The sequence below is a fragment of the Streptomyces sp. NPDC085932 genome, from assembly GCF_044540525.1.
In the GTDB taxonomy this organism is placed as follows: Bacteria; Actinomycetota; Actinomycetes; order Streptomycetales; family Streptomycetaceae; genus Streptomyces; species Streptomyces levis.
On the sequence record NZ_JBITSJ010000001.1, the window covers coordinates 1,496,409 to 1,518,830 of the forward strand.

A 22,422-nucleotide genomic window follows, 5' to 3' on the forward strand; every position below is an offset into this window, starting at 1 on the left:
CCGGGCGCACCGAGCCGGGGGGGCCTCCTACTCGTCCCAGGCCTGCACCAGGGTCTGTTCGGCGATCTTGCCGTCCCGCAGCGACAGCATGGACTCCGACAGGACGCGCACGCCGTCGGAGTACTCGCAGCTCTCGCTGTACGCGGCCTCGTCGCCCTGGATCACGCAGCGCTCCAGCTTGTGCGACATGTCGCGGCTGTAGACGTCCTCCAGCATCCGGCCGATCTCGTCCCGGCCGTGCAGGACCTTGGGGTGGCTCGGCTGGGTCGTACGGTCCACGATCCGCAGCTCGGCGTCGTCCGCGTAGAGGGAGAGGAGGATGTCCGGGTTCTCCCCTTCCAGGCCACGGCGGAGTGTCTCTCTGTCGAAGGCGGGGTCTGCGGCGGTTCCCATGGTGACCTCCTCCGAAGGGTCTCTCCTCCCGAGCCTCCTCCCGCCCGGCGGCCCCGGCAAGCGCTGGGGACGCTGGTCCTGACGGGTGAGCGCGGCGGCCCGCCCGTGTCCGCCGGGGGCCCGGGCGCGTTGCCCCATACATGATCTCAACACGACGTATCGTCGCCGCCGTTGGTCTCGCCGCTGGGGTCACCGGCCTCGCCGCGCCGATGGCGCACGCGGCCGACGCCGGGGCGAAGAGCCCGCTCAGCCCGATGGCCGCCCTCGACTCGCTGACCGTGAGCGACATCCCCGCCGAGCACAAGGACGAGATCCCGCGGCCCTCCTCGCAGCTGGCCGGGCTCAACCGCCTCAACGACCTCGACCAGCTGAACCAGGTCGTCGGCCTGGTCTCCCCGGTCTTCGGCTTCGTTCCGAACATCCGCTGACGACCGCGCCCGCGTGAGGGCCGCCCGGCTCCGGGCGGCCCTCACCCGCGCCCGGACTCAGTCCGCGGCGGCCAGGAACTGCGTCGCCGCCAGCTCAGCGTAGAGCGGGTCGGCCGTCACCAGCTCCCGGTGCGTGCCCACGGCCCGGACCCGGCCCGCGTCCATCACCACGATCCGGTCGGCCATCGTCACCGTGGACAGCCGGTGCGCGACCACCAGGACCGTCGTCGTGCGGGCCACGTCCGCGACGGTGTCGCGCAGCGCCGCCTCGTTCACCGCGTCCAGCTGCGAGGTCGCCTCGTCGAGCAGCAGCAGCCGGGGCCGCCGCAGCAGGGCCCGGGCGATGGCGACGCGCTGCCGCTCACCGCCCGACAGCTTGGTGCCGCGGTGCCCGACGAGCGTGTCGAGGCCGTCCGGCAGCCGGGCGACCAGCCCGTCGAGACGGGTCGTCTTCAGCACCCGGGCGAGGGCGTCCTCGTCCGCGTCCGGCCGGCCCAGCAGCAGGTTGTCCCGCAGGGAGCCCGACAGGACCGGCGCGTCCTGCTCCACGTAACCGATGGCGGCGCGCAGCCGGGGCAGCTCCCAGTCGGCGAGGTCCCGGCCGTCGAGCGTGATCACCCCCGAGTCGGGGTCGTAGAACCGCTCGATCAGCGAGAACACGGTGGTCTTGCCGGCGCCGGACGGGCCCACGAACGCGGTCATGCCCTGCGCGGGGACGGTGAACGTCACGCCGTGGTGGACGTAGGGCAGGTCGTCGGCGTAGCGGAAGCGCACGTCGTCGAAGGCGACGGCGGCGGGCTCCGTGCCGGGGGAGGGCAGCGGCGCGGGCGCGGCGGCCGGCTCGGCCGGCAGGCCCAACGCCTCCTGGATGCGGGTGAGCGCCGCGGCACCCGTCTGGTACTGCGTGATGGCCCCGACGACCTGCTGTATCGGCGACATCAGGTAGAACACGTACAGCAGGAACGCCACCAGGGTGCCCACGTCGACGGCGCCGGTCGCGACGCGCGCACCGCCCACCGCGAGCACGGTGATGAAGGCGATCTGCATGGCCAGCCCGGCCGTGTTGCCCGCGGCCGCCGACCACTTGGCGGCCCGCACGCTCTGCCGCCACGACTCCTGCGCCGCCTCGTGCAGCGTGATCTCCTCGCGGTGCTCCGCGCCGGACGCCTTCACGGTGCGCAGCGCGCCGAGGATCCGCTCCAGCGAGGCACCCATGACGCCCACCGCGTCCTGCGCCTGCCGGCTCGCCTTGTTGATGCGCGGCACGATCACGCCGAGGACCACGCCCGCGCCCAGGATCACCGCCAGGGTCACGCCCAGCAGCACGGCGTCCACCAGGCCCATCATCACCACCGTCGCGACGAGCGTGAGCCCGCCCGTGCCCAGGCCGACGAGGGAGTCGGTGGTGACCGCGCGCAGCAGGGTCGTGTCGGAGGTGATGCGGGCCATCAGGTCCCCGGGCTCGCTGCGGTCCACCGCCGGGACCCGCAGCCGCAGCAGATACGACGACAGGGCGCGCCGCGCGCCGAGCACCACCGACTCGGCGGTCCGCTGCAGCACGTACGAACCCAGCGCGCCCACCGCCGCGTTGGCGACCACCAGGCCGGACATGGCCAGCAGCGCGCCGGTGATGGCCCGCTCGTGCGCCAGGTCGTCGATCAGGCCCTGCGCCACGAGCGGCAGCAGCAGCCCGGTCGCCCCGGTGACCAGCGAGAGCACGGCGCCGACGACCAGCGCCCGGCGGTGCGGCCGGACGTAGCCGAGGAGCAGCCGCCAGGGAGGTGGGGCGGTGTCGGTCTCTGCGATGCTCACGTCGCTCCTTCGGCGTCCGGCTCAGCGTTCAGGCTACGTCCGTGCCGGCCCGTGCGGCCTGCCCTTTTCCCGGAGAGGCAGGTGGCCGATCCGTGCCTGTTACCGATCGGTCGCGCGTAGGGTCGGGAGGGACGGACCCGGCCGACGAAGGAGTCAGCGCATGGCGCAGGAAGTACGCGGTGTGATCGCACCCGGCAAGGACGAGCCGGTGCGGATCGAGACCATCGTGGTGCCGGACCCCGGACCGGGCGAGGCGGTCGTGCGCGTCCAGGCCTGCGGCGTGTGCCACACCGATCTGCACTACAAGCAGGGCGGCATCAACGACGACTTCCCGTTCCTGCTCGGCCACGAGGCCGCGGGCGTGGTCGAGGCCGTCGGCGAGGGCGTGAGCGACGTCGAGCCCGGTGACTTCGTGATCCTCAACTGGCGCGCGGTGTGCGGCAAGTGCCGCGCCTGTCTGCGCGGCCGGCCCTGGTACTGCTTCGACACGCACAACGCGCGGCAGAAGATGACCCTCACCGACGGCACCGAGCTGTCCCCGGCGCTCGGCATCGGCGCCTTCGCCGAGAAGACGCTGGTCGCCGCCGGGCAGTGCACCAAGGTCGACCCGGCCGTGGCCCCGCAGGTGGCCGGGCTGCTCGGCTGCGGCGTGATGGCCGGTATCGGCGCCGCCATCAACACCGGCAACGTCGGCCGGGGCGACTCGGTCGCCGTCATCGGCTGCGGTGGGGTCGGCGACGCGGCCATCGCCGGCTCGCACCTGGCCGGAGCGGGGACGATCATCGCCGTCGACATCGACGACCGCAAGCTGGAGACCGCCCGCTCCATGGGCGCCACCCACACGGTCAACTCCCGCGAGACCGACCCCGTCGAGGCCATTCGGGAGCTGACCGGCGGGTTCGGCGCCGACGTCGTCATCGAGGCGGTCGGCCGCCCCGAGACCTACAAGCAGGCCTTCTACGCCCGCGACCTGGCCGGCACGGTCGTCCTCGTCGGCGTGCCCACCCCCGAGATGAAGCTGGAACTGCCCCTGCTGGACGTCTTCGGCCGCGGCGGATCCCTGAAGTCGTCCTGGTACGGCGACTGCCTGCCTTCCCGGGACTTCCCCATGCTGATCGACCTGCACCTGCAAGGACGCCTGGACCTCGGCGCGTTCGTCACCGAGACCATCGGTCTGGACGAGGTGGAGAAGGCGTTCGAGCGGATGCACCACGGGGACGTGCTGCGTTCGGTGGTGGTGCTCTGATGACCACGCGCGTCGAACACCTCGTCACCTTCGGGCAGTTCACCCTCGACGGCGGCACCTGGGACGTCGACAACAACGTGTGGATCGTCGGCGACGACCACGAGGCGATCGTCATCGACGCCGCCCACGACGCCGACGCCATCGCCGAGGCCGTCGGCGACCGACGCCTGACGGCCATCGTGTGCACGCACGCCCACAACGACCACATCGACGCCGCCCCCGCCCTCGCCGAGCGCACCGGCGCCACCGTCTGGCTGCACCACGACGACCTGCCGCTGTGGAAGCAGACCCACCCCGACCGCGAGCCCGACGCCTGGCTGGTCGACGGCCAGGTCATCGAGGCCGGCGGCGCCGACCTCAGGGTGATCCACACCCCGGGGCACGCGCCGGGCGCGGTGTGCCTGTACGACCCGGGCCTCGGCACCGTCTTCACCGGCGACACGCTCTTCCAGGGCGGCCCGGGCGCCACCGGCCGGTCCTTCTCGCACTTCCCGACGATCATCGACTCGATCCGCGACCGGCTGCTCGGCCTGCCGCCGGAGACCGTCGTGCGCACCGGCCACGGTGACTCCACCACCATCGGCGCGGAGGCCCCGCACCTCCAAGAGTGGATCACCCGGGGCCACTGACCGCGTGTCGCCCGCAAAAGGCGACAGAGGATGTCCGGCTTACCCGTCACCCTGAGACCGGCACACAGTCGAGGACACGGGAGGCCGGACATGTCAGCTCCGCTCAAGGACAAGGTCGCACTGGTCGCGGGGGCGACCCGGGGCGCCGGACGGGGCATCGCCGTCGAACTGGGCGCGGCCGGCGCCACGGTCTACGTCACCGGCCGCACCACGCGCGAACGCCGCTCGGAGTACGACCGGCCGGAGACCGTCGAGGACACCGCCGACCTGGTCACCGAGGCAGGCGGCCGGGGCATCGCGGTGCCCACCGACCATCTCGACCCGGCGCAGGTGCGCGCCCTGGTCGACCGCATCGCGGACGAGCAGGGCCGCCTCGACGTCCTCGTCAACGACATCTGGGGCGGCGAGAAACTCTTCGAGTGGGACAGCCCGCTGTGGGAGCACGACCTGGACAACGGCCTGCGCCTGCTGCGCCTCGCCGTCGAGACGCACGTCATCACCAGCCACCACGCCCTGCCCCTGCTGCTGCGCAACCCCGGCGGCCTGGTCGTCGAGGTCACCGACGGCACCGCCGACTACAACGGCGACCACTACCGCGTGAACTTCTTCTACGACCTCGCCAAGAGCGCCGTCCTGCGCATGGCCTTCGCCCTCGGCCACGAGCTCGGCCCGCACGGCGCCACCGCCGTCGCCCTCACCCCCGGCTGGCTGCGCTCGGAGCTGATGCTCGACACCTACGGGGTGCGGGAGGACAACTGGCGCGACGCCCTGGAACGCGTCCCCCACTTCGCCATCTCGGAGACCCCGCGCTACGTCGGCCGGGCGGTGACCGCGCTGGCCGCCGACCCGGACGTGGCCCGCTTCAACGGCACCTCCCTCTCCAGCGGCGGCCTGGCCCAGGTGTACGGCTTCACGGACCTCGACGGCAGCCGCCCGGACGCCTGGCGCTACCTGGTCGAGGTCCAGGACCCGGGCAAGCCGGCCGACACGACCGGTTACCGCTGACGGGGACGTCTCCGGAACGACCCGTGTCCGAGATGCCCTTTATGTAGTCGTCCAACTGTCATGCGCCGGTGGGGAATGTCACCGTTCCGTCGCATCCCCGCCGGGCGCACAACCGGAGCCCCCTCACGGCCGTCTAGCTGGCAGACATCGCAGACCACTGACGTGAAGGGGCATGACAAGCCATGGGGGACGTACGCAGACGGGGTGCCGTCGTACTGGGGGTCACCGCGCTGGTGGCGCCGCTCACGCTCGCGCTCGGCGCCACGCCGGCCGCCGCGGCGAGCTGCACCACGCAGACCGGCCCGTACCAGAAGCAGGTGGAGAAGTTCCTGGGCCGTCCGGTCGACGGCAAGCAGTCCGCCGCCGACTGCAAGGCCATCAAGGCCTTCCAGACCAAGCACGGCATCACTCCGAACATCGGCTACGCCGGATCCGTCACCTGGGGCGTGATGGACCTGATGCAGAAGCAGAAGGCCGTCGGCAAGAACCCCAACAAGGACGGCAAGTGCCCGGTGAACAAGGGCCGGATCGCCTGTGTGAACCTCACGCTCCAGCTGAGCTGGATCCAGGACGGCAAGAAGCTCGTCTACGGCCCCGTCCCGGTCCGCACCGGCCGCAACGGCGACGAGACCCGCACCGGCCTGAAGAAGATCTACTGGCGCAACATCGACCACGTCTCGTCCATCTACGACGTGCCGATGCCCTACGCCCAGTTCTTCGACGGCGGCCAGGCCTTCCACCAGGCGAACGTCAGCATGTGGAACCCGCCGGGCTCGCGCGGCTGCGTCAACATGACCAAGACCGACGCCAAGAAGTACTGGTCCATGCTGAAGAAGGGCGACGACGTCTTCGTCTACGGCCGCAAGCCGGGCACCTGATACCGGGCACCCGGCCCGCCCCGGACCCGGCCCTACCGCGGTGCGTCCCCGAAGTCCGGGACCTCCAGCCGCACACCGCCCTGCCGCGCCGACTCGTGCGCGACGATGCCCGGCAGGGTGTAGCGGGCGGCCACCCAGGCGTTCACCGACGGCAGGGTGCGCTCGTTGACGGCGGTCACGAAGTCGTCCACCAGGAAGTGGTGGCTGCCCTCGTGGCCGTTGTGGAGGTGGTCGAACTCCCTCGGCAGGCGCCCGCGGTCGTGCACGGGTGCCGACCCGGAGGTGAAGGCGGCCCGCAGCTCCGGCGCGATGTGCTGCAGGGAGGGGTCGTCGGGGGACATGGTGGGCTTGGGCTCCAGCAGTTCGCTGATGTCCTTCACCCCCTGCTTGTCCTGCCACAGGGCGACCGTGGCGAGTTGCTCCATGCTCGCCTCGGTGCCGAAGAACCGGAAACGCGACTCCCGTATGTGCGAGGGGTAGCCGACCCGCCGGAACTCGTTCGTGCGGAACGAGCCGCCGCCCGCCACCTCGAACAGCGCGGTGGCGTTGGAGAAGTCGTTGCCGAACTGGCTGATCTCCTTGTCGAAGACGCCGTCGCCCCGGTCGTCGACGACCCCGATCGCCGAGACGCTGACCGCGTGCGTCCGCCAGGCGCCCAGCACCCCGCCGACCGCGTGCGTCGGGTACAGCAGCGGCGGGTAGCTGGCGGTCGCCTTCCAGTTCTCGCCGCCGCTGTACTGATAGGCCTCGTAGAAGCCGAGGTCCATGTCGTGGACGTAGTCGCCCTCGGCGTAGAAGAGCCGCCCGAAGGCGCCCTCGGCGATCTGGTTGCGTGCGTGCACGGTGGCCGGGTTGTACTCGCTGGTCTCGCCCATCATGTAGGTCAGCCCGGTGGCCTTGACCGCGTCGATGATCGCCGCGATCTCCTCCGTGCTGATCGCCATCGGGACCGCCGAGTACACGTGCTTGCCGGCGTTGAGCCCCTGGAGCACCAGCGGCCCGTGCGTCCACCGCTGCGTGAAGATCGCGACCGCGTCGACGTCCTCCGACTCCAGCATGGCCTGGTAGGACGGGAAGGTGCCGGCCAGCGACTGCGCGGCGGCGAGCCGTTCGGCCCGCTCGGGCAGCAGGTCGGTGACGTGGACGGCGCTGACGCCGGGATGGGCCTGGAACAGCGTGGCGAACTGGCCCGAGAACTGTCCGGCGCCGACGATGCCGAGGGAGAACGTCATGGAACGCGTGCCCTTCACTGGGAGAGGATGAGGTTGATCTGGTCGTTGGTCTCGTCGAGGCTGCTCACGGGCTTGCCGTTGCCGTAGATGTCCTCCATGGCAGGGGTCATGAGCGCCGTCACGTCCGCCGAGTAGCTGGCGATCGGATAGGAGAAGGTCCGGAAGTTCTTCTTGTCGGCCACCGGCTCGGTGAACGACGAGACGTCGATGCCCTTCTTCCGGTACGCGGCGACGGCGGCCTCGGTCCCGGCCCTGGTGGCGGGGAAGACCACGCCGTAACCGCCGACGACCCTCTGGCACTCGTCCGAGGCCAGGTACGCCACCCACTTCTTGGCGCCCGCCTTGTTCTTGGACGCCCTGGTGACGGAGTCGGCGAGGCCGTTCATCATGGTGGCCCGCTTTCCGGTGGGGCCGACCGGTGTCACGGCCGTCTTGATGTCCCTGCCCTTGAAACCGGCGTACGTGGAGATCATCCAGGCCCCGTCGAAGGCGGTGGCGGCCTTGCCCGCGGCGACCTGCGTGTTGGCCTGGTTGGACTGGACGTTGTAGTCGGACAGCGGAGGCATGTAGCCCTTCTTCGCCAGACCGAAGTACCACCGGATGACCGACTGGAAGGTCTTGCTGTCGTACTGGTACTTCGTGCCCCAGCGCGGCTTGTCCAGGTAGCTCCAGCCGGCGGAGGCGGTGAAGGGGCTCCACTGGGTCTGGCCGTCACCGAAGCCGCCGCCGTTGGTGGCCAGCCCGTACACCCTGACGTTGTTCCGGTCGAAGCCCGGCTCGTCGCCCCGCTTGCCGTTGCGGTCGATCGTCAGGCGGGCGATGGCCTTCTCGAAGGTGCCGCCGTCCCGCGGGTTCCACGACAGGCTGTTGAGCTCCCCGGCGGTGAGACCGGCGTCCTTCGCCATCCTCGCGTCGTAGAACAGCGCGACGGTGTCCCAGTCCTTGGGCGCGCCGTAACGGTGGCCGTCCCTGCCGACCCAGTTGGCGGCGAGGCCCGGCTGGTAGTCGGAGTCCTCGATGCCGAGGTCGTCGAGCGGTTCGAGGACCCGCAGATCGGCGTACTGGCCGAAGTTCTGGATGTGGTCGGTGAACACGTCCGGCTGGGTCCCCGCGATGAAACCGGCCGTGAGCTTGGTCCAGTAGTCGGACCAGCCCAACTGCGTGATCCTCACCTTCAGTCCGGGGTTCTCCTTCTCGAACCCCTTGGCGCAGGCCTGGTAGGCGGGCAGCTGGTTGGCGTCCCACAGCCAGTAGGTGACCGTGTTCGGGGAGGATCCGGCGGCGCCTCCCTGCGCGCATCCGCTGACCAGGGACAGCGCCAGCGCTCCGGCCGCCGCGACGAGCGTACGCAGACGAATTCGCATCACAGTCCCCTTACTTGATCCCGGTGAAGCCGATGGAGCCGACGATGCGCCGGGCGAAGCAGGCGAACAGCACCAGCATCGGCAGCGCGGCGATGAGCGTCGCGGCCATGAGCCCGGACCAGTCGACGCCGGTCGCCGGGGTCTGCGCCCGGAAGATGGCCAGTGCGACGGTCAGGACGCGGGAGCTGTCGCTGTAGGAGACCATCAGCGGCCAGAAGTAGTCGTTCCAGGACGTGATGTACGTCAGCACGCCCAGCGTCACGAGCGGGGTGGAGGCCATCGGCAGCACCACGCGGAAGAAGATCCTGACCTTCCCGGCGCCGTCGAGCAGTGCGGCCTCCTCCACCTCCTTGGGGATGTTCATGAAGAACTGACGCAGGAAGAACACCGCGAACGGGGTCATGAACATCGTCGGCAGGGCGATGCCCAGGAGCGTGTCCACCAGATGCAGTTGCTTGATGAGGACGAAGTTCGGCAGCAGCGTGAAGATGGCCGGCACCATCATCCCGGCCAGGAACAGCCCGAACACCGCGTCCCGTCCCCGCCAGCGCAGCCGCGAGAAGGCGTAGGCGGCCATCGCGGAGAAGAAGATCTGGCAGCCGGTGATCAGGGTCGAGACGAGCACGGAGTTGAGCAGGTAGCGCCAGAAGTCCAGCCCGCCGCCCGCGCCGCCCTGCGCGATCGCCTCCTCGGCGGACTGCAGGCCCAGGGCCCGCTCGAAGCCGCTGAGGGTGAGGTCCACCGGCAGCGGGTCGGTCGGGTCCGCGCCGAGGCCCGCGTTGGTGGAGAGCGCGGTGCGCAGGATCCAGTAGAACGGCAGCAGGGTGATGAGGACGATCAGCCCCATCACGGTCCAGGCGACGGCCCGCCCGAAGGAGAAGGCGCGTCGGGCCGGTCGCACCCGCGCCGGTGTCGTTGTCGTCACGGCGGTCATGGCCGGTGTCTCCCTTCCGTCAGCCGAGGTCGGTCCGGCCGGCCCGCGTGAGCCGGTACTGGAGGACGGTGATCGCGCTCAGCACGACCAGCAGGGCGACGGACATGGCCGAGGCGTAGCCGAACTGGAAGCGGCCGAACGCCGAGCCGTAGATGTAGTACTGCAGGACGTTGGTCGCGTTCGCCGGCCCGCCCGCGGTGGTCACCGCGACGGTGTCGAACACCTGGAACGAGCCGATCACCGTCATGATCAGCACGACCGCGAGGACCGGCCGCAGCAGCGGCATGGTGATCCGCCGGAACATCCGCCACTCGCTCGCGCCGTCCACCCGGGCCGCCTCGTACATGTCGTTCGGGATGGCCTGCAGACCCGCGAAGAGCAGCAGCGCGGTGTACCCGACGTGCCGCCACACGTTGATCAGCGCGATCGTCGGGATCGCCCAGGTCTCGTCGGCGAGGAACGGGATCCGGTCGACGCCGACGGCGCCGATGATCTCGTTGCCGATGCCCAGCTGGGTGTCCAGGATCCACAGCCAGACCAGACCGGCCACGACGTTCGACATCAGGTAGGGCGTGAGCACGATGCCCCGCAGCATCGCCGACTGCGTCAGCCGCTGGAGGAGCACGGCGATGGCGAGCGCCGCGACCGTCTGGACGCCGATGTTGATGACGACGTACTCGACGGTGACCCACAGGGAGTTCCAGAAGATCGGGTCGTTGACCATGCGGACGTAGTTGTCCAGGCCCACCCACTCCGCGGGTGTCAGCAGGTTGTAGCGGGTGAAGCTCAGATAGACGCCCCGCAGGGTCGGCCAGAGCAGGAAGACCAGGAAGCCGAGGAGCGCCGGCGCGATGAACAACGCGGCCAGCCGCCCGTCCCCGCGGTCCTCCCCGGCCCCGCCCGGTCGTGTTCGGGTTCTGCTGCGGACCTCTGCCGCGTCACCCGTGGGCAGACGCGACGGAGGGCTGCTGGAGGCGATGGTCATCGGGAGACTCCCTCGCTGCGGCGGCTCGTCCTCTGGCGGGACTTACTTTTGGTGCGAAACAATTGCCGCGTCAAGAGGAGGGCGAACATCTTTTCCCAGAAACCTCCACCGGCCTAGAGTGGTCCTGTTCGTTTCAGTGCGAAAAAAAGTGAGGGTGACGTTCATGACCGCAGGCGCCGCCGGCTGGCTGCCGCTGAGCCAGGGGGAGCGCTCGGTGGCGATCGAGGTGCTCGTGAACGGCCCGTTGTCGCGGAGCGAACTCGCCCGGCGTCTGGGCCTGTCGGCCGGCAGCCTGACCCGGCTGACCAAGCCGCTGATCGAGTCGGGCCTGCTGGTCGAGGTGCCCGAGGCGGGAGTGCCGGCGGAGACGCGCCAGGGCCGGCCCTCCCAACCGCTGGACGTCGTCGCCGACTCCGGTTTCTTCCTCGGCTTCAAGATCACCGAGGACATGGTCTACGGCGTGGTCACCACCCTGCGCAGCCACATCGTGGCCCGCCGCGACCGCCCGCTGACCACCCACGATCCCGCCGAGGTCGCCGACCTGCTCGCCGCGATGACGGCCGACCTGGCCGCGGCGCATCCGGGGCTCGCCGGCATCGGCATCGGCGTCGGCGGCTTCGTGCAGGACCGGGCCGTGGTGGGGGAGTCGCCCTTCCTGCTGTGGCGGGACGTGCCCCTCGCCGAGCTCGTCCGGCGGCGCACGGGGCTCCCCGTCGTCGTCGAGAACGACGTCGCGGCCCTGGTCGAGGCCGAGACCTGGTTCGGGGCCGGGCGGGGCCTGGACCGCTTCGTCGTCCTCACCATCGGCGCCGGCCTCGGCTACGGACTCGTGCTGGGCGGAAAGCGGGTGCCCTTCGCCGAGGAGGACCGCGGCTTCGGACGCCACTGGATCGTCGACCCCAACGGCCCGCTCACCCCGGACGGACGGCGTGGCAGCGCGGTCTCGCTGCTGACCATCCCCAACATCCGCTACCAGGTCCAGGCCGCCACCGGCCGCGACCGGACCTATGAGGAGATCCTCGCGCTCGCCGCCGCCGGGGACCCGATGCCCGCCCGGGTCGTCGAGGAGGCGGCGCGCGCCCTGGGCACGCTCGTCGCGCAGATCTCCAACTTCGTGATGCCGCAGAGGATCCTGCTCGCGGGGGAGGGGGTGGGGCTGATGGACGTGGCGGGCAGGACGGTCGAGGAGACGGTCCGTGACCACCGTCACCCGCTGGCCGCTCCGGTCGACCTGGAGACGAAGGTGTCCGACTTCCACGACTGGGCGCGTGGCGCTGCCGTGTTGGCCATCAAGGTGCTGGTCCTGGGATCGGCCGAAGCGTGAACAGGCTCACGTTTACCGGGACATGGACGTGATCAGCAACACTGTCCGTAATGTCCCTTTGGCTCGTGATTACTCACATCGTCTTCACCTGCGGAGACGTATGCTTCACACCATGTCCACCACTGTTGAACCCTCTTCCGAGCGATCGGCTGACGAGGTCAACGAGGAGATCCGGGCCCTGTGGCGCCGATCGGGCGGGACACTGAGCGTCGAGCAGCGCGAGGAGTACCAGCGCCTCGTCCTGGAGTGGGCCGCAGCGGCCCCGCAGTCGGCGCCGGCGGCCTGACCCGCCCGGTCCCGCTGAGGCATCGGACCCTCGTCCCCGGGCACCCCTGACCCGATGGGTGCCCTTCTCGCACTGTCCTCGGCCGTCGTCCACGGCATCGTCGTCCCCCGAGCTCTCGGCCTCGCTCTGGCAGGGCGGTGCCCCCATCACCGGCGGCCTCCTCTCCCGTCGGACGCACCACACCGCCGTCACCTTCCTGGGACGACGGGCGGCGGTCCCGGGCCGGCCTCATCCCCAAGTCGCCGAGTAGTACTGCCGGTACGCCTTGCGGTCCTGCTCCGCGCGGATCCACCGCGTCGCCACCAGGGCCACCAGGCTGCCGGCGATGACCAGCAGGCCCGGGCCCACGTTGCGCGGGTCGGTGAGCCGGCTCAGCAGCGACGACACGTCCGCGCCCGACACCGGCGCCGACGACCCGGGTGAGGCCGCGGCGGCGCCCTGCGACGCCGACGGCGCGGGCGCCGCACCCGTGCCCCCACCGGCCTGCCTGGCCACGATCAGCTTGACCCCCAGCTCGGTCAGCGCCTTCGTCACCGGCTGGAAGAACGTCGTACCGCCCGCCACGCAGTCCCCGCTGCCGCCCGACGTCACGCCGAGCGCGATCCCGTCGGCGAACATCGGGCCGCCGCTGTCCCCGGGTTCGGCGCACACATTGGTCTCGATGAGCCCGGTGACCGTCCCCTCCGGGTAGTTGACCGTCGCGTTGAGGGCGGTCACCTCGCCCTCGCGCAGTCCGCTGGTGCTGCCGCTGCGGAAGATCCTCTGCCCGACCTCGGGATCGGCCAGGCCCGTGATCCGCACCCCCTTGCCGCCGCCGACCGACACCACGTCCGCGCCCTGCCCCGCGCGCCCGCCGTCGTACTTCACGAGGGAGTAGTCGTCGCCCGGGAAACTTCCCCGCAGCGAGGTGCCGACCTGCTCGCGGCCCCGGTCGTCGGCGAACCAGACGGAGCCGTCGGGCCCGCAGTGCCCGGCCGTGAGGATGTAGTCGCTCCTGCCGTCGGTGACGTTGAACCCCGCCGAGCAGCGCCCCGCGGTCGACAGGATCGGCTCCGCTCCGTTGAGCCGTGTCGTGAACGTGCCCGCGGTGCGCTCCATCCGGACGAAGCCGCCGATGCTCTCCGCGACATCGGTGAGCCGGGACCAGTCGGAGGCCGAGACGGTGCTGTCGCCCCGCACCACGACCTGGTTGCCCTTGTAGTCCAGGGCCCAGGCGGTGCCGGCGACCCGGGGGGCCGAACGCAGCGTCGCCGCGGCCGACTTGAGGTCCTTCATGCTGTGGGCGACCATCTTCGCCCGGGCGCCGGCCCGTTCGACCTCCGCGGCGGCCTTCTCGTCCGTGACCGCGACGACCGGACGCCCGGCCGCGTCCACCCAGCTGCCGGCCGTGCGGGAGGCGCCGAGGCGGGACACCAGGTCGGTGCCCGTGCCGGTGGCCGGCTTCGCCGCGTAGGGGACGCCGATGGACGGGTCGGGAGGCTCGCTCGCCACGGCGCGTGTGACCATCGTTCCTCCGAGGAGGAGACCGCCGACGGCCGCCAGCCGTGCCACTCGCCGGACGACCCGTCGTCGTGCGTGCCTCATGCATGGCTCCCGAACCAGAACAGCGCGGTGCGAACACCGCGGGGCCCTCCGTCAGTTGAGCACCCTTCAACCCATACGGGACCGAGCCGTGCGGTGTTCACCCCGTGCGTGATCAATTCGCCCTGCCGGCCACCGGGGCGGCCAGCAGGGCCCGGCTGCGCGCGTCACCCCACACCGAGCCGGGGTCGACGTACGGCCGCAGCAGGGCGGTGAGCACCGGGTCCCCGCGTCCGTTCAGCTCGTCGGAGGCGATCTTGCGGGCAATGCCGGCCAGGAAGTCCGCCACCTGCACCCGGGCGTCGTCCCGCGCGACGACCAGGCGCAGCCCGGCCAGGGCCACCCCGGTCTGCCGGGCCGCCTCCTCGATCCAGGCGATGCGGTCCGGGGTGAGCATGTTCTGCCGGTCGTGCACCAGCCGGACCGGCCGCCCCTCCCCGCTCCACAGCGCGGCCGTCCGCACGATCGCCGGGAGCAGCGGATTGAGCATCGGGATCAGCGGCGGTCCGTCCAGGAACTCCGCCCGGTAGGCCTCCGCGCGGCCTCGCGTCGTGGCGAGCCGGTCGAGGAACCGGGCCGCCTCCGTGCCCGGGTGCGCGTGGCGCAGGGCGTCGACGGTGCCGTAGAAGGCGTCCACGGGGTCGCCGTGGTCGCGCACCCGCAGCAGCCGGTTGGCCGCCTCCAGGAAGGCTCGCCAGCCCTCGTCCCCGAAGGTGGGGCGTCCCGCGCGGAACAGGGCCGGGGCCCCGGCCGCGCCGTCGAGCAGCACGCCGACGGCCCGCTCCACCACGAAGTACGACTTCTCCATGAGGTGCACCCGCGCCCGCCCGTGGATCGGTCCCTCCGGCGCGAGCAGCCACTCCAGCACCGCCCGGTGCTTCTCCCGCAGCAGGTGGTTCGCCTTGTACTCCTCGGCGGGGGAGCGGATCCGGTCCCTGATCTCCCGTACGGCCGCCGCGGCCGCCGCGACGGACAGCGACACGCTGCCGTGCGCGAACACGTCCGTGTTCCCGCCCGTGAGGTTCTCGCCGTCCGATCCGGACTCGTCGCAGGCGATCTCCAGGAAGGCGCCCGGCGCCCCGTCCTGCTCCCCGTCCTCACGATTCCCGCTCACCGCGCAGCCCCCTATCGTGTGCCCATGACCAGGATCCCGCACGAGACGTCCGGTGAACGGAATCCCCTGCAGGCCCTCACCCTGGAACAGCTCCGGCGCCGCACGAGTGCGAAGTGGCGCGCCCACCCCGAGGACGTGCTGCCGCTGTGGGTGGCCGAGATGGACGTGCCGCTCGCCGAACCCGTCGCGCGTGCGGTCACCGGCGCGCTGGAGATCGGCGACACCGGTTATCCCGCCGGTACCGCCTACGCGCAGGCCCTGGCCGGCTTCGCCGCCGAGCGGTGGAACTGGGACGGGATCGCCGTGGAGCGCACCGCGATCGTGCCCGACGTCATGCTGGGCGTGGTCGAGATGGTCAAGCTGGTCACCGGGTACGGGGACGCGGTGGTCGTGAACCCGCCGGTGTACCCGCCCTTCTACGACTTCCTCACGCACCTGGACCGGCGCGTGGTGGAGGCTCCGCTCGGGGCGGACGGGCGCCTCGACCTCGACGTTCTGGAGGAGACGTTCCGGCGGGCCGTCGCGGACGGCGGGCGTGCCGCCCACCTGCTGTGCAGCCCGCACAATCCGACCGGCACCGTGCACACGTCCGAGGAGCTGTCCGCCGTCGCCGCACTCGCCGAGCGGTACGGCGTGCGGGTCGTCGCCGACGAGATCCACGCCCCGCTCGTGCTCGGCGGCACGGGCTTCGTGCCCTACCTGAGCGTGCCGGGCGCCGAGCGCGGCCTGTCGCTGATGTCGGCCTCCAAGGCCTGGAACCTGGCCGGGTTCAAGGCCGCCGTCGCGATCGCCGGGCCGGGGGCCGCCGTTGACCTCGCCCGGATGCCGGCGGAGGTCGGGCACGGCGCCAGCCACGTCGGCATCATCGCCCACACGGCCGCCCTGCGCGACGGTGGCCCCTGGCTGGACGCGCTGCTGACCGGCCTCGACGCCAACCGGCGGCTGCTCGCGCAGCTGTTGGCCGAGCACCTGCCCGCCGTCCGCTACCGACCGGGCGACGCCACTTTCCTGGCCTGGCTCGACTGCCGCGGGCTCGGGCTCGGCGACGACCCCGCGGACGTCTTCCTGCGCCGCGGCCGCGTCGCCCTCACCTCCGGTCCGCCCTTCGGCACCGGCGGGGCCGGGCACGCCCGGCTCAACCTGGCGGCCTCACGCGAGGTGATCACCGAGGCGGTGCACAGAATGGCGGCCGCGCAGGTCTGAGACCGCTGCGCGCCCGTAGACTGCCCGCCATGGACGACAGGGCGTTGGATGAACTGGGCGCGGGCAAGTACCTGCTGGTCACCAGTTTCCGCAAGAACGGCACGCCGGTCGCCACCCCCGTCTGGGTGGTGCGCGACGGCGACGCGCTCGGCGTCTGGACGGTGGCCGACTCCTGGAAGGTCAAGCGGATCCGCAACCGCGCCGACGTCCTGGTCGGCCCCTGCGACCTGCGCGGCAACCCGACCGGTGCGCAGGTGCCGGCCACGGCGGAGATCTGCGACCCGGACACCACCGCGCGCTACCGGAAGCTCATCGCCCGCAAGTACGGTCTGACGGGCCGGCTCACGCTGCTCGGCAGCCGGCTGCGCCGGGGGGCTGACGGCACGGTCGGCCTGCGGATCGTGCTCGCACCCTGAGGCGCGCCGTCGCGGACCACCTGTTCCCGAGCCGGTCGGGTGTGAGGGGGCGTCAGCTCCAGGCCCGGTACGGCTCGTCCAGGAGCTGGAAGACCGGCTCGCCGCGTACCGGGTCCTTGGCCGTGGACAGCCGGACGCGGTCCCCGCTGTGGATCCCGATGGGCGGGCCCATGACCCGGCCACGCACGACGAACCCCTCGGACATCTCGATCAGGGACACATTGCGCGCGGCGGGCGTGTTGCGGTGCACCACGGTGGAGTGGCGCACCGTGCCCGTGCCGGCGCTGCGCTCCGTACGCAGGTCGGAGCCCCGGCAGACCGGACACAGCAGCCGGTGGTACATGGCGGTGCCGCACCAGGTGCAGCGTTGGAAGAGGATGGCGTCGGCGTCCGCGCTCCTGGTGTCGAGCAGACCCGTCGCGGAGCCGGCGGCCTGCTGAGTGACGCTTCCTGAGTGGTGGTACACGCTGGTCAACTCCCTGCACTCGGCCGGAATTGCGCGGGCGCGGTCACCCGCGCACACGCGTGCGCGGTTCGCCGTGCCACCGTGCACGCAGCACAGAGTATGGCACTCAGTGCCACTCGTAAAGGCACTCCGTACCATCAATGTGGGCCCCTCAGGGCCGCCCCATCGCCGACTCGATCTCCTGCACCACACGCCACAGCGGCGCGCCACGCCGCGAGACGACGACCACCACGTCGTCGGGCTGCTCCGTGACCGGAGGCACCGGCGTGCCGCCGAAGGCGGACTGCACGTACGCCAGCGCGTGGTCCATCGCCGCGTTCGCCTCGCCCCGCCCGTCGGAACGCAGCCACGAGCGCAGCGCGTTGTTGTGCGCGGCGACCACCGCCGCCGCGATCACGTCGGCCCGCAGGGTGCCGTCCCGCCGGGCCGCGAACCGCCGGCGCAGATACTCCGCGAGGGCCCGCTCGTAGCGCCACACCACCGACAGCTCGTAGGCGCGCAGCGCGGGAACCTCCTTGGTGAGGCGGTAGCGCTGCACGGAGAACGTCGGGTTCTCGGCGTACATCCGCAGCACGAGCCGGGCCGCGTCGCAGACCCGCCGTACGGGTTCGTCGTCGTCCGCGCTCGCCGCCAGGAAGGCCGTCATGTCGGCCAGGCACCGCTCGTGGTCCGGGAAGACCACGTCCTCCTTGGAGGGGAAGTAGCGGAAGAAGGAACGCCGTCCGACCCCGGCGAGCGCCACGATGTCGTCGACGGTGGTCTGCTCGTACCCCCGCTCCAGGAACAGCCCGAAGGCCGCCGCCACCAGGGCGTCCCGCATGCTCGGCTTTCCGTTCCCCGGATCGGCTTTCTCGGAGCTCATGCCCCGGAACGTAGCACCCGCGAGGCCCGATATGGCACTCAGTGCAGCTGTGGGGAGGTACTGAGTGCTTTCCGGGCCGGGCCGGTCGGCCGTTTGAGCTTCCGGTGCCGCCGCCGCGTATACAGCGGCAGGACGATCCCCGACGCCGGGCACCCCCGAGCCCGGACCGAAGGAGAGCAGCGTGTCGACACCGTCCGGGCCCCGGCCGCCGCACGGCGAACCGCCCCTCGAACCCATCCGCGTGCTGCGGCCGCGGCGCACCGACGCGCTCGCGGAACTGATGCGGGAGTACCACGAGGAGACCCGCCGCGCGACGGGCGGTCCCGCGGCCGGCGACTACGAGTCCGTCACCCTGCCCCGCTCACCGGCCGGTCCGCGAGCCCCCTCGCGTCCGCCGGCCCCTTCGGAAGCCCTGACCCAGGAGCTCCCGCCGCTCGCACCGGCCCACGGCGGTGGCCGTGCCGCGCCTCGAGGCGCCGGGCCGCGCCGCGCCGCCGTCGCGGTGGCCGTCGCCGCCGCGGCGGTGCTCGGCTTCGGCGGCGCGCTGCTGCTCGTGGAGGGCGGCGGCACCGCGGACGAGGCAGCCCCCGCCCCCCGGCCCACCCGGTCCGCCGCCGCCCCCGCGCCCGCGCCCACCCCCACCCCGCCCGCCGCCGACCCCGACGGCCCCGGCACGCTCCGCGAGGGGGCGACCGGCCCCGAGGTGACCGAACTCCAGACACGGCTCCTGCGCATCCCGGACGTCTACCGGGACGGCTCCACCAGCGGTCGCTACGACCCCACCCTGACGGCGGCGGTCGCCCGATTCCAGCTCTGGTACGGCATCCGCGGCGACGAGACCGGCGTCTACGGCAACGACACCCGCGCGGCGCTGGAGTCCCGCACGGCACCGGTCACCGGCTGATCGGGGGGCCGCGCCGGACGACACCCCGGGACACGTCGGCCGCGCGGCGCGGCGATGATGCGACCATTGCGGGCATGGACGCGTTCATCGACCGGCTGAATCCCGACATGTACGTCGTCACGGCCGTCGCGGGCGGTGAACGGGCGGGCTGTCTGGTCGGGTTCGCCTCGCAGTGCTCGATGAAGCCCGTGCGGTTCGTGGTGTGGCTGTCGGAGCTCAACCACACCTTCCGGGTGGCCCGTGACGCCGACGTCCTCGCCGTGCACCTGCTCACCCGCGAACAGCTCGGCCTCGCCGAGCTGTTCGGCGGCCGCACCGGCGACGAGACGGACAAGTTCCAGGGCGTGCGGCTGCGCGAGGCCTACGGCGGCGCGCTCGTCCTGGAGGACGTCCCGGCCTGGTTCGTCGGGCGGATCGTGACGCGCGTCGGCGGCGGCGACCACATCGGCTTCGTGCTGGACCCGGTCGAATGGGGCGGACGCAAGCCCTCCGAGGAGGGGGAGGAGCCCTTGCTGCGCCTCTCGGACGCCCTCACGATCGATCCCGGTCACCCGGTCGACTGACCCCGGCGCCCGCGGGTCGAACGCCGGGCAACGTCCGGGGAAAACGGCGCGGCGGCGGGCCCGCGTGACCCCATCCTGGCCGGGGGCGGCGGGCGAGCCGCCCGAACCGCCGCGAACCGAAGGCCACGCCCATGAACGGCTCCCGCATCCCCGGCCTGGTGCTGCCCACCGTCTTCCTGCTGGCGCTGATCGTGGGCCTGTGGTGGTACTGGAGGCACCGCGGCGACTCCTGAGCGGAGCCCGCGCGGACCCGGCTCAACCGGAGAGGAGTCCTACCGCTCCGGGCCCACCGGGTCCACCGGACCCATCGGAACGACCGGGTCCGCCGGGACCACTGGATCCACCGGAACCCGGACGTCGACGACGCACACGTCGTCCCGTCGCTCGTCCGGCAGCATCCGGGCCAGCAGCGGTCCGAGCGACACCGGCCCCTCGGTCCGGGCCGTGGTGACGGCGTCGGCCAGGCGTTCCATGCCGCGGTCGATGCTCTCCGGCGGGTGTTCGACCAGGCCGTCGGTGAACAGGATGAGCCGGTCGCCCGGCTCGAGACGGCACTCCGCCTCCTCGAAGACCGGAGTGGCGGTGGCCCCGATCAGCATGCCGCGCGGGCGGTGCAGATACCGCGCCTCGCCGTTGCGCAGCAGCAGCGGCGGCGGATGCCCGGCCTGGGCCCAGACCAGGCGGCGATGGCGGGGGTTGTAGCGGGCCAGCACCATCGTCGCCGTGGCGTGCGTGTCACGCGAGTGCAGCAGCAGCGTGTTCAGCCGGGCCAGCGCGCCGGTCAGCGACGAGCCCGTGATGACCATGCCCTTGGCGGTGAAGCGGAGTTGAGCCATCGTCGCGACGGCGTCGACGCCATGTCCGGCGACGTCGCCGACCACCAGCAGCGCGTCCCCCTCGGGCAGTTCGATGGCGCTGAACCAGTCCCCGCCGACGTGCACCCCCGACTGGGCGGGCAGATAAGCGACTTCCACGCGCAGCCCCGCCAGGTGCACCGGCCGGTTGGCCAGCGGCAGCAACGCGTGCTGGAGCCGGGACGCCAGGGTCCGCTCGGCCTGGAGCACGTCGTGCTGGGTCAGGATCGCCCGCTCGCTCTCCACCAGGGCGAGTTCCGCACGCCGCCGGGCGGTCATGTCCTGCACGAAGCCGTGCACCTCGACGGGCCGGCCGTGCATGTCGCTCACCGCCTCGGCGGCGAGCCGCAGATGCCGGATGCCACCGCCGGTCCTGATCCGGAACGGCACGTCGAACGCCCGGCCCTCCGCGACCAGTTCACCGACGGCACGGGTCAGCGCGGGCGTGTCCTCGGGCAGGGCGAGCTCGGGCATCTCGGTCAGGCCGACCGGGCCGCGCGCCGGGTCCCGGCCGAGGAGGGCGAACACCTGGGTCGACCAGGAGGCGTCCCGGCCGCTCAGGTTCCAGCTCGCCCAGCCGAGGTTGCCCAGCCGCTGCAGATCCGCGAGCCGCTGTTCCTGCCGGTCGGAGGAGCCGTGCCGGATCCAGGAGACCACCAGGGTGTCGCCCAGCGGTGCCACCCGCACGGTGTACGTGAACAGCTCGGGGACGCCCGCCACGACCTCCTCGTGCGCGAAGGGCCGGCCCTCGTACTGCTCCCCGGTGGCCAGGACGTGCAGACAGCCGCGCCACAGGGGCTGGGCCGCCAGGGCCGACCGGAACTCCAGCAGCCGCCGCCCGGCCGGCTTCGCGCCGGGGCGGCCCAGCAGGTCTCCCACCTGAGTGGTCGCTGCCTCCACCCGGAAGTCCTCGGTCTCGCCCGACGCGCCGGGCAGCGGGGTGAGCAGCATGGCCGCGACCGGCAGTGCCTCGAACAGCGCCTGCACGGCGTCCGTGTCGGCGTCGGGCCGCCGCTCGGCGGGGGTGTCGAAGGCCCGCAGCCGTCCGGCGCACAGGCCGGTGAGCCCCCGCAGGTGAGCGCGGTCGCGGGGGGTGAAGACACCGGCCCGGCCGCGCAGGACGCCGATGCAGACCCCGCCGGAGCCCGCGGCCATGACCGGCAGCCAGGCCCGCGAACGCCACCGCTCGGGAGGGTCGCCGATCAGCAGGTACCGGCGCACGTCCGAGGCGAGGTCCTCCAGCCAGCGCGGCTCCCGCGCCCGCAGCGCGTCCAGCGCGGCGATCCCGCTCAGCGGCGGCACCCGGCACCACTGGGCGGCCAGCTCGTCGTCGATGCCCGCGTGCCCGATGAGTTCGAGGCCGCCGTCGGGCCGGTGGGCGTAGATCAGGATCGCGTCCGCCCCCATGTCCGGGGCGAGGTGCTCCAGCAGGCAGCGGGCCAGGTCCTGCGGCGTCGTCACCCGGACGAGGGCCTGCCCGAGGCGGGCCAGGGCGGCGGCGACGTCGTCCGGCGTGGACACCTCGTCCAGGGCGGGCTGCTCGGTCTCCGGAGTGTCCGTCGCGGCGCTTCCGGCCGTCCTGCCCGGGCCGGGCGTCGTGGGGGCGAGGTTGCCGAGCGTGATCCAGCACTCCTCCAGCAGCGTGTGACGGCCCGCCTTGGCCCGCTGGAGCAGCCGTTCGCCCGCCGCGTCGGCGGAGCAGCCGGTCAGGGCCATCACCGCGCCCTTGGCCCGTTCCACGACAGCCGAAGTCGCCGCCTGATCGCGCAGCCGGTCCATCTCGGCGCGCTGCCGGGCGACGATCCTGGCCAGTTCGACCAGATCCGGTGCGCCACCGGGTCCAGCCGGTGTCACGGGCTCGCTCACGCGTTGAGCATCGCACATCCGGCCCGATCTGAAGAGCGCCTCGTGAGCAGGGACTGCTCACGCATCACGCGCCCCGC

22 protein-coding genes are annotated in these 22,422 nt (G+C 72.1%); 11 read left to right on the forward strand and 11 right to left on the reverse strand.

The genetic code is table 11. The features are described 5' to 3' along the window. Window positions 1-27: 27 nt before the first annotated feature. Entirely contained in the window at window positions 28-393 is a 366-nt protein-coding gene (locus ACIGAQ_RS06275) for a nuclear transport factor 2 family protein (protein ID WP_311684806.1), read from the reverse strand. 140 nt (window positions 394-533) lie between these two features. Here ACIGAQ_RS06275 and ACIGAQ_RS06280 point away from each other — a divergent pair, with 140 nt between their 5' ends. After that, the gene (locus ACIGAQ_RS06280; protein WP_362287224.1) at window positions 534-821 is read left to right on the forward strand and encodes a hypothetical protein; all 288 of its coding nucleotides are present in this window, start codon (window positions 534-536) and stop codon (window positions 819-821) included. Between the two features lie 57 nt (window positions 822-878). Here ACIGAQ_RS06280 and ACIGAQ_RS06285 read toward each other — a convergent pair whose 3' ends face one another. Continuing rightward, entirely contained in the window at window positions 879-2,633 is a 1,755-nt protein-coding gene (locus ACIGAQ_RS06285; RefSeq protein WP_311684810.1) for an ABC transporter ATP-binding protein, read from the reverse strand. 160 nt (window positions 2,634-2,793) lie between these two features. Here ACIGAQ_RS06285 and ACIGAQ_RS06290 point away from each other — a divergent pair, with 160 nt between their 5' ends. From ACIGAQ_RS06290 to ACIGAQ_RS06305, 4 genes are all read left to right on the forward strand, one after another. Beyond that, window positions 2,794-3,879 carry an S-(hydroxymethyl)mycothiol dehydrogenase gene (locus ACIGAQ_RS06290; protein WP_362287221.1) on the forward strand — a complete coding sequence of 362 codons (1,086 nt, stop codon included), beginning with the start codon at window positions 2,794-2,796 and terminating at the stop codon, window positions 3,877-3,879. Next, window positions 3,879-4,508 carry an MBL fold metallo-hydrolase gene (locus ACIGAQ_RS06295; protein WP_399779523.1) on the forward strand — a complete coding sequence of 210 codons (630 nt, stop codon included), beginning with the start codon at window positions 3,879-3,881 and terminating at the stop codon, window positions 4,506-4,508. The genes ACIGAQ_RS06290 and ACIGAQ_RS06295 overlap by 1 nt, the downstream gene beginning before the upstream one ends. 90 nt (window positions 4,509-4,598) lie before the next feature. After that, a complete protein-coding gene (locus tag ACIGAQ_RS06300; RefSeq protein ID WP_311684816.1) occupies window positions 4,599-5,513 on the forward strand; it encodes an SDR family oxidoreductase in 915 nt (304 codons plus the stop codon). A gap of 182 nt (window positions 5,514-5,695) precedes the next feature. Continuing rightward, entirely contained in the window at window positions 5,696-6,391 is a 696-nt protein-coding gene (locus tag ACIGAQ_RS06305; RefSeq protein WP_311684818.1) for a L,D-transpeptidase, read from the forward strand. 32 nt (window positions 6,392-6,423) lie between these two features. Here ACIGAQ_RS06305 and ACIGAQ_RS06310 read toward each other — a convergent pair whose 3' ends face one another. From ACIGAQ_RS06310 to ACIGAQ_RS06325, 4 genes are read right to left on the reverse strand one after another with little or no spacing between them, the layout of a single operon-like run. Beyond that, window positions 6,424-7,623, reverse strand: coding sequence for a Gfo/Idh/MocA family protein (locus tag ACIGAQ_RS06310; RefSeq protein WP_399780695.1), 1,200 nt, complete (start codon window positions 7,621-7,623; stop codon window positions 6,424-6,426). A 14-nt stretch (window positions 7,624-7,637) separates the two neighbouring features. Beyond that, on the reverse strand, window positions 7,638-8,987 hold the full coding sequence (locus ACIGAQ_RS06315) for an ABC transporter substrate-binding protein (protein WP_399779525.1): 1,350 nt from the start codon (window positions 8,985-8,987) through the stop codon (window positions 7,638-7,640). A gap of 10 nt (window positions 8,988-8,997) precedes the next feature. After that, on the reverse strand, window positions 8,998-9,921 hold the full coding sequence (locus tag ACIGAQ_RS06320; RefSeq protein WP_399779527.1) for a carbohydrate ABC transporter permease: 924 nt from the start codon (window positions 9,919-9,921) through the stop codon (window positions 8,998-9,000). A gap of 19 nt (window positions 9,922-9,940) precedes the next feature. Then, the gene (locus tag ACIGAQ_RS06325) at window positions 9,941-10,906 is read right to left on the reverse strand and encodes a sugar ABC transporter permease (RefSeq protein ID WP_311684824.1); all 966 of its coding nucleotides are present in this window, start codon (window positions 10,904-10,906) and stop codon (window positions 9,941-9,943) included. 163 nt (window positions 10,907-11,069) lie between these two features. On the opposite strand from ACIGAQ_RS06325, the gene ACIGAQ_RS06330 reads away from it, so the two are divergent. Beyond that, the gene (locus ACIGAQ_RS06330) at window positions 11,070-12,230 is read left to right on the forward strand and encodes an ROK family protein (RefSeq protein WP_399779530.1); all 1,161 of its coding nucleotides are present in this window, start codon (window positions 11,070-11,072) and stop codon (window positions 12,228-12,230) included. Between the two features lie 100 nt (window positions 12,231-12,330). Continuing rightward, window positions 12,331-12,516: a hypothetical protein gene (locus ACIGAQ_RS06335; RefSeq protein WP_311684828.1), complete on the forward strand. Its 186-nt coding sequence runs from the start codon at window positions 12,331-12,333 to the stop codon at window positions 12,514-12,516. A gap of 228 nt (window positions 12,517-12,744) precedes the next feature. Here ACIGAQ_RS06335 and ACIGAQ_RS06340 read toward each other — a convergent pair whose 3' ends face one another. Both ACIGAQ_RS06340 and ACIGAQ_RS06345 read right to left on the reverse strand, forming a co-directional pair. Then, window positions 12,745-14,100: a S1 family peptidase gene (locus ACIGAQ_RS06340; RefSeq protein ID WP_399779532.1), complete on the reverse strand. Its 1,356-nt coding sequence runs from the start codon at window positions 14,098-14,100 to the stop codon at window positions 12,745-12,747. A 112-nt stretch (window positions 14,101-14,212) separates the two neighbouring features. Continuing rightward, window positions 14,213-15,211: a hypothetical protein gene (locus ACIGAQ_RS06345; protein WP_399779534.1), complete on the reverse strand. Its 999-nt coding sequence runs from the start codon at window positions 15,209-15,211 to the stop codon at window positions 14,213-14,215. A 24-nt stretch (window positions 15,212-15,235) separates the two neighbouring features. On the opposite strand from ACIGAQ_RS06345, the gene ACIGAQ_RS06350 reads away from it, so the two are divergent. Together ACIGAQ_RS06350 and ACIGAQ_RS06355 are read left to right on the forward strand one after the other, a co-directional pair. Beyond that, window positions 15,236-16,414: a MalY/PatB family protein gene (locus ACIGAQ_RS06350; protein WP_399779536.1), complete on the forward strand. Its 1,179-nt coding sequence runs from the start codon at window positions 15,236-15,238 to the stop codon at window positions 16,412-16,414. Between the two features lie 29 nt (window positions 16,415-16,443). Next, the gene (locus tag ACIGAQ_RS06355; protein ID WP_311684836.1) at window positions 16,444-16,830 is read left to right on the forward strand and encodes a PPOX class F420-dependent oxidoreductase; all 387 of its coding nucleotides are present in this window, start codon (window positions 16,444-16,446) and stop codon (window positions 16,828-16,830) included. A 52-nt stretch (window positions 16,831-16,882) separates the two neighbouring features. On the opposite strand, the gene ACIGAQ_RS06360 is transcribed toward ACIGAQ_RS06355, so the two are convergent. Both ACIGAQ_RS06360 and ACIGAQ_RS06365 read right to left on the reverse strand, forming a co-directional pair. Beyond that, entirely contained in the window at window positions 16,883-17,296 is a 414-nt protein-coding gene (locus ACIGAQ_RS06360) for a zinc ribbon domain-containing protein (protein WP_311684838.1), read from the reverse strand. 151 nt (window positions 17,297-17,447) lie between these two features. Beyond that, complete coding sequence (locus ACIGAQ_RS06365; RefSeq protein WP_311684859.1) at window positions 17,448-18,116, reverse strand: TetR family transcriptional regulator; 669 nt, start codon at window positions 18,114-18,116, stop codon at window positions 17,448-17,450. Between the two features lie 223 nt (window positions 18,117-18,339). On the opposite strand from ACIGAQ_RS06365, the gene ACIGAQ_RS06370 reads away from it, so the two are divergent. Both ACIGAQ_RS06370 and ACIGAQ_RS06375 read left to right on the forward strand, forming a co-directional pair. Further along, complete coding sequence (locus ACIGAQ_RS06370) at window positions 18,340-19,062, forward strand: peptidoglycan-binding protein (protein ID WP_399779538.1); 723 nt, start codon at window positions 18,340-18,342, stop codon at window positions 19,060-19,062. Window positions 19,063-19,127: 65 nt separating this feature from the next. Then, on the forward strand, window positions 19,128-19,625 hold the full coding sequence (locus ACIGAQ_RS06375) for a flavin reductase family protein (protein WP_311686385.1): 498 nt from the start codon (window positions 19,128-19,130) through the stop codon (window positions 19,623-19,625). A 272-nt stretch (window positions 19,626-19,897) separates the two neighbouring features. Here the strand turns inward: ACIGAQ_RS06375 and ACIGAQ_RS06380 are convergent, their stop codons facing one another. After that, entirely contained in the window at window positions 19,898-22,363 is a 2,466-nt protein-coding gene (locus ACIGAQ_RS06380) for a SpoIIE family protein phosphatase (RefSeq protein ID WP_399779540.1), read from the reverse strand. Window positions 22,364-22,422: the final 59 nt, after the last annotated feature.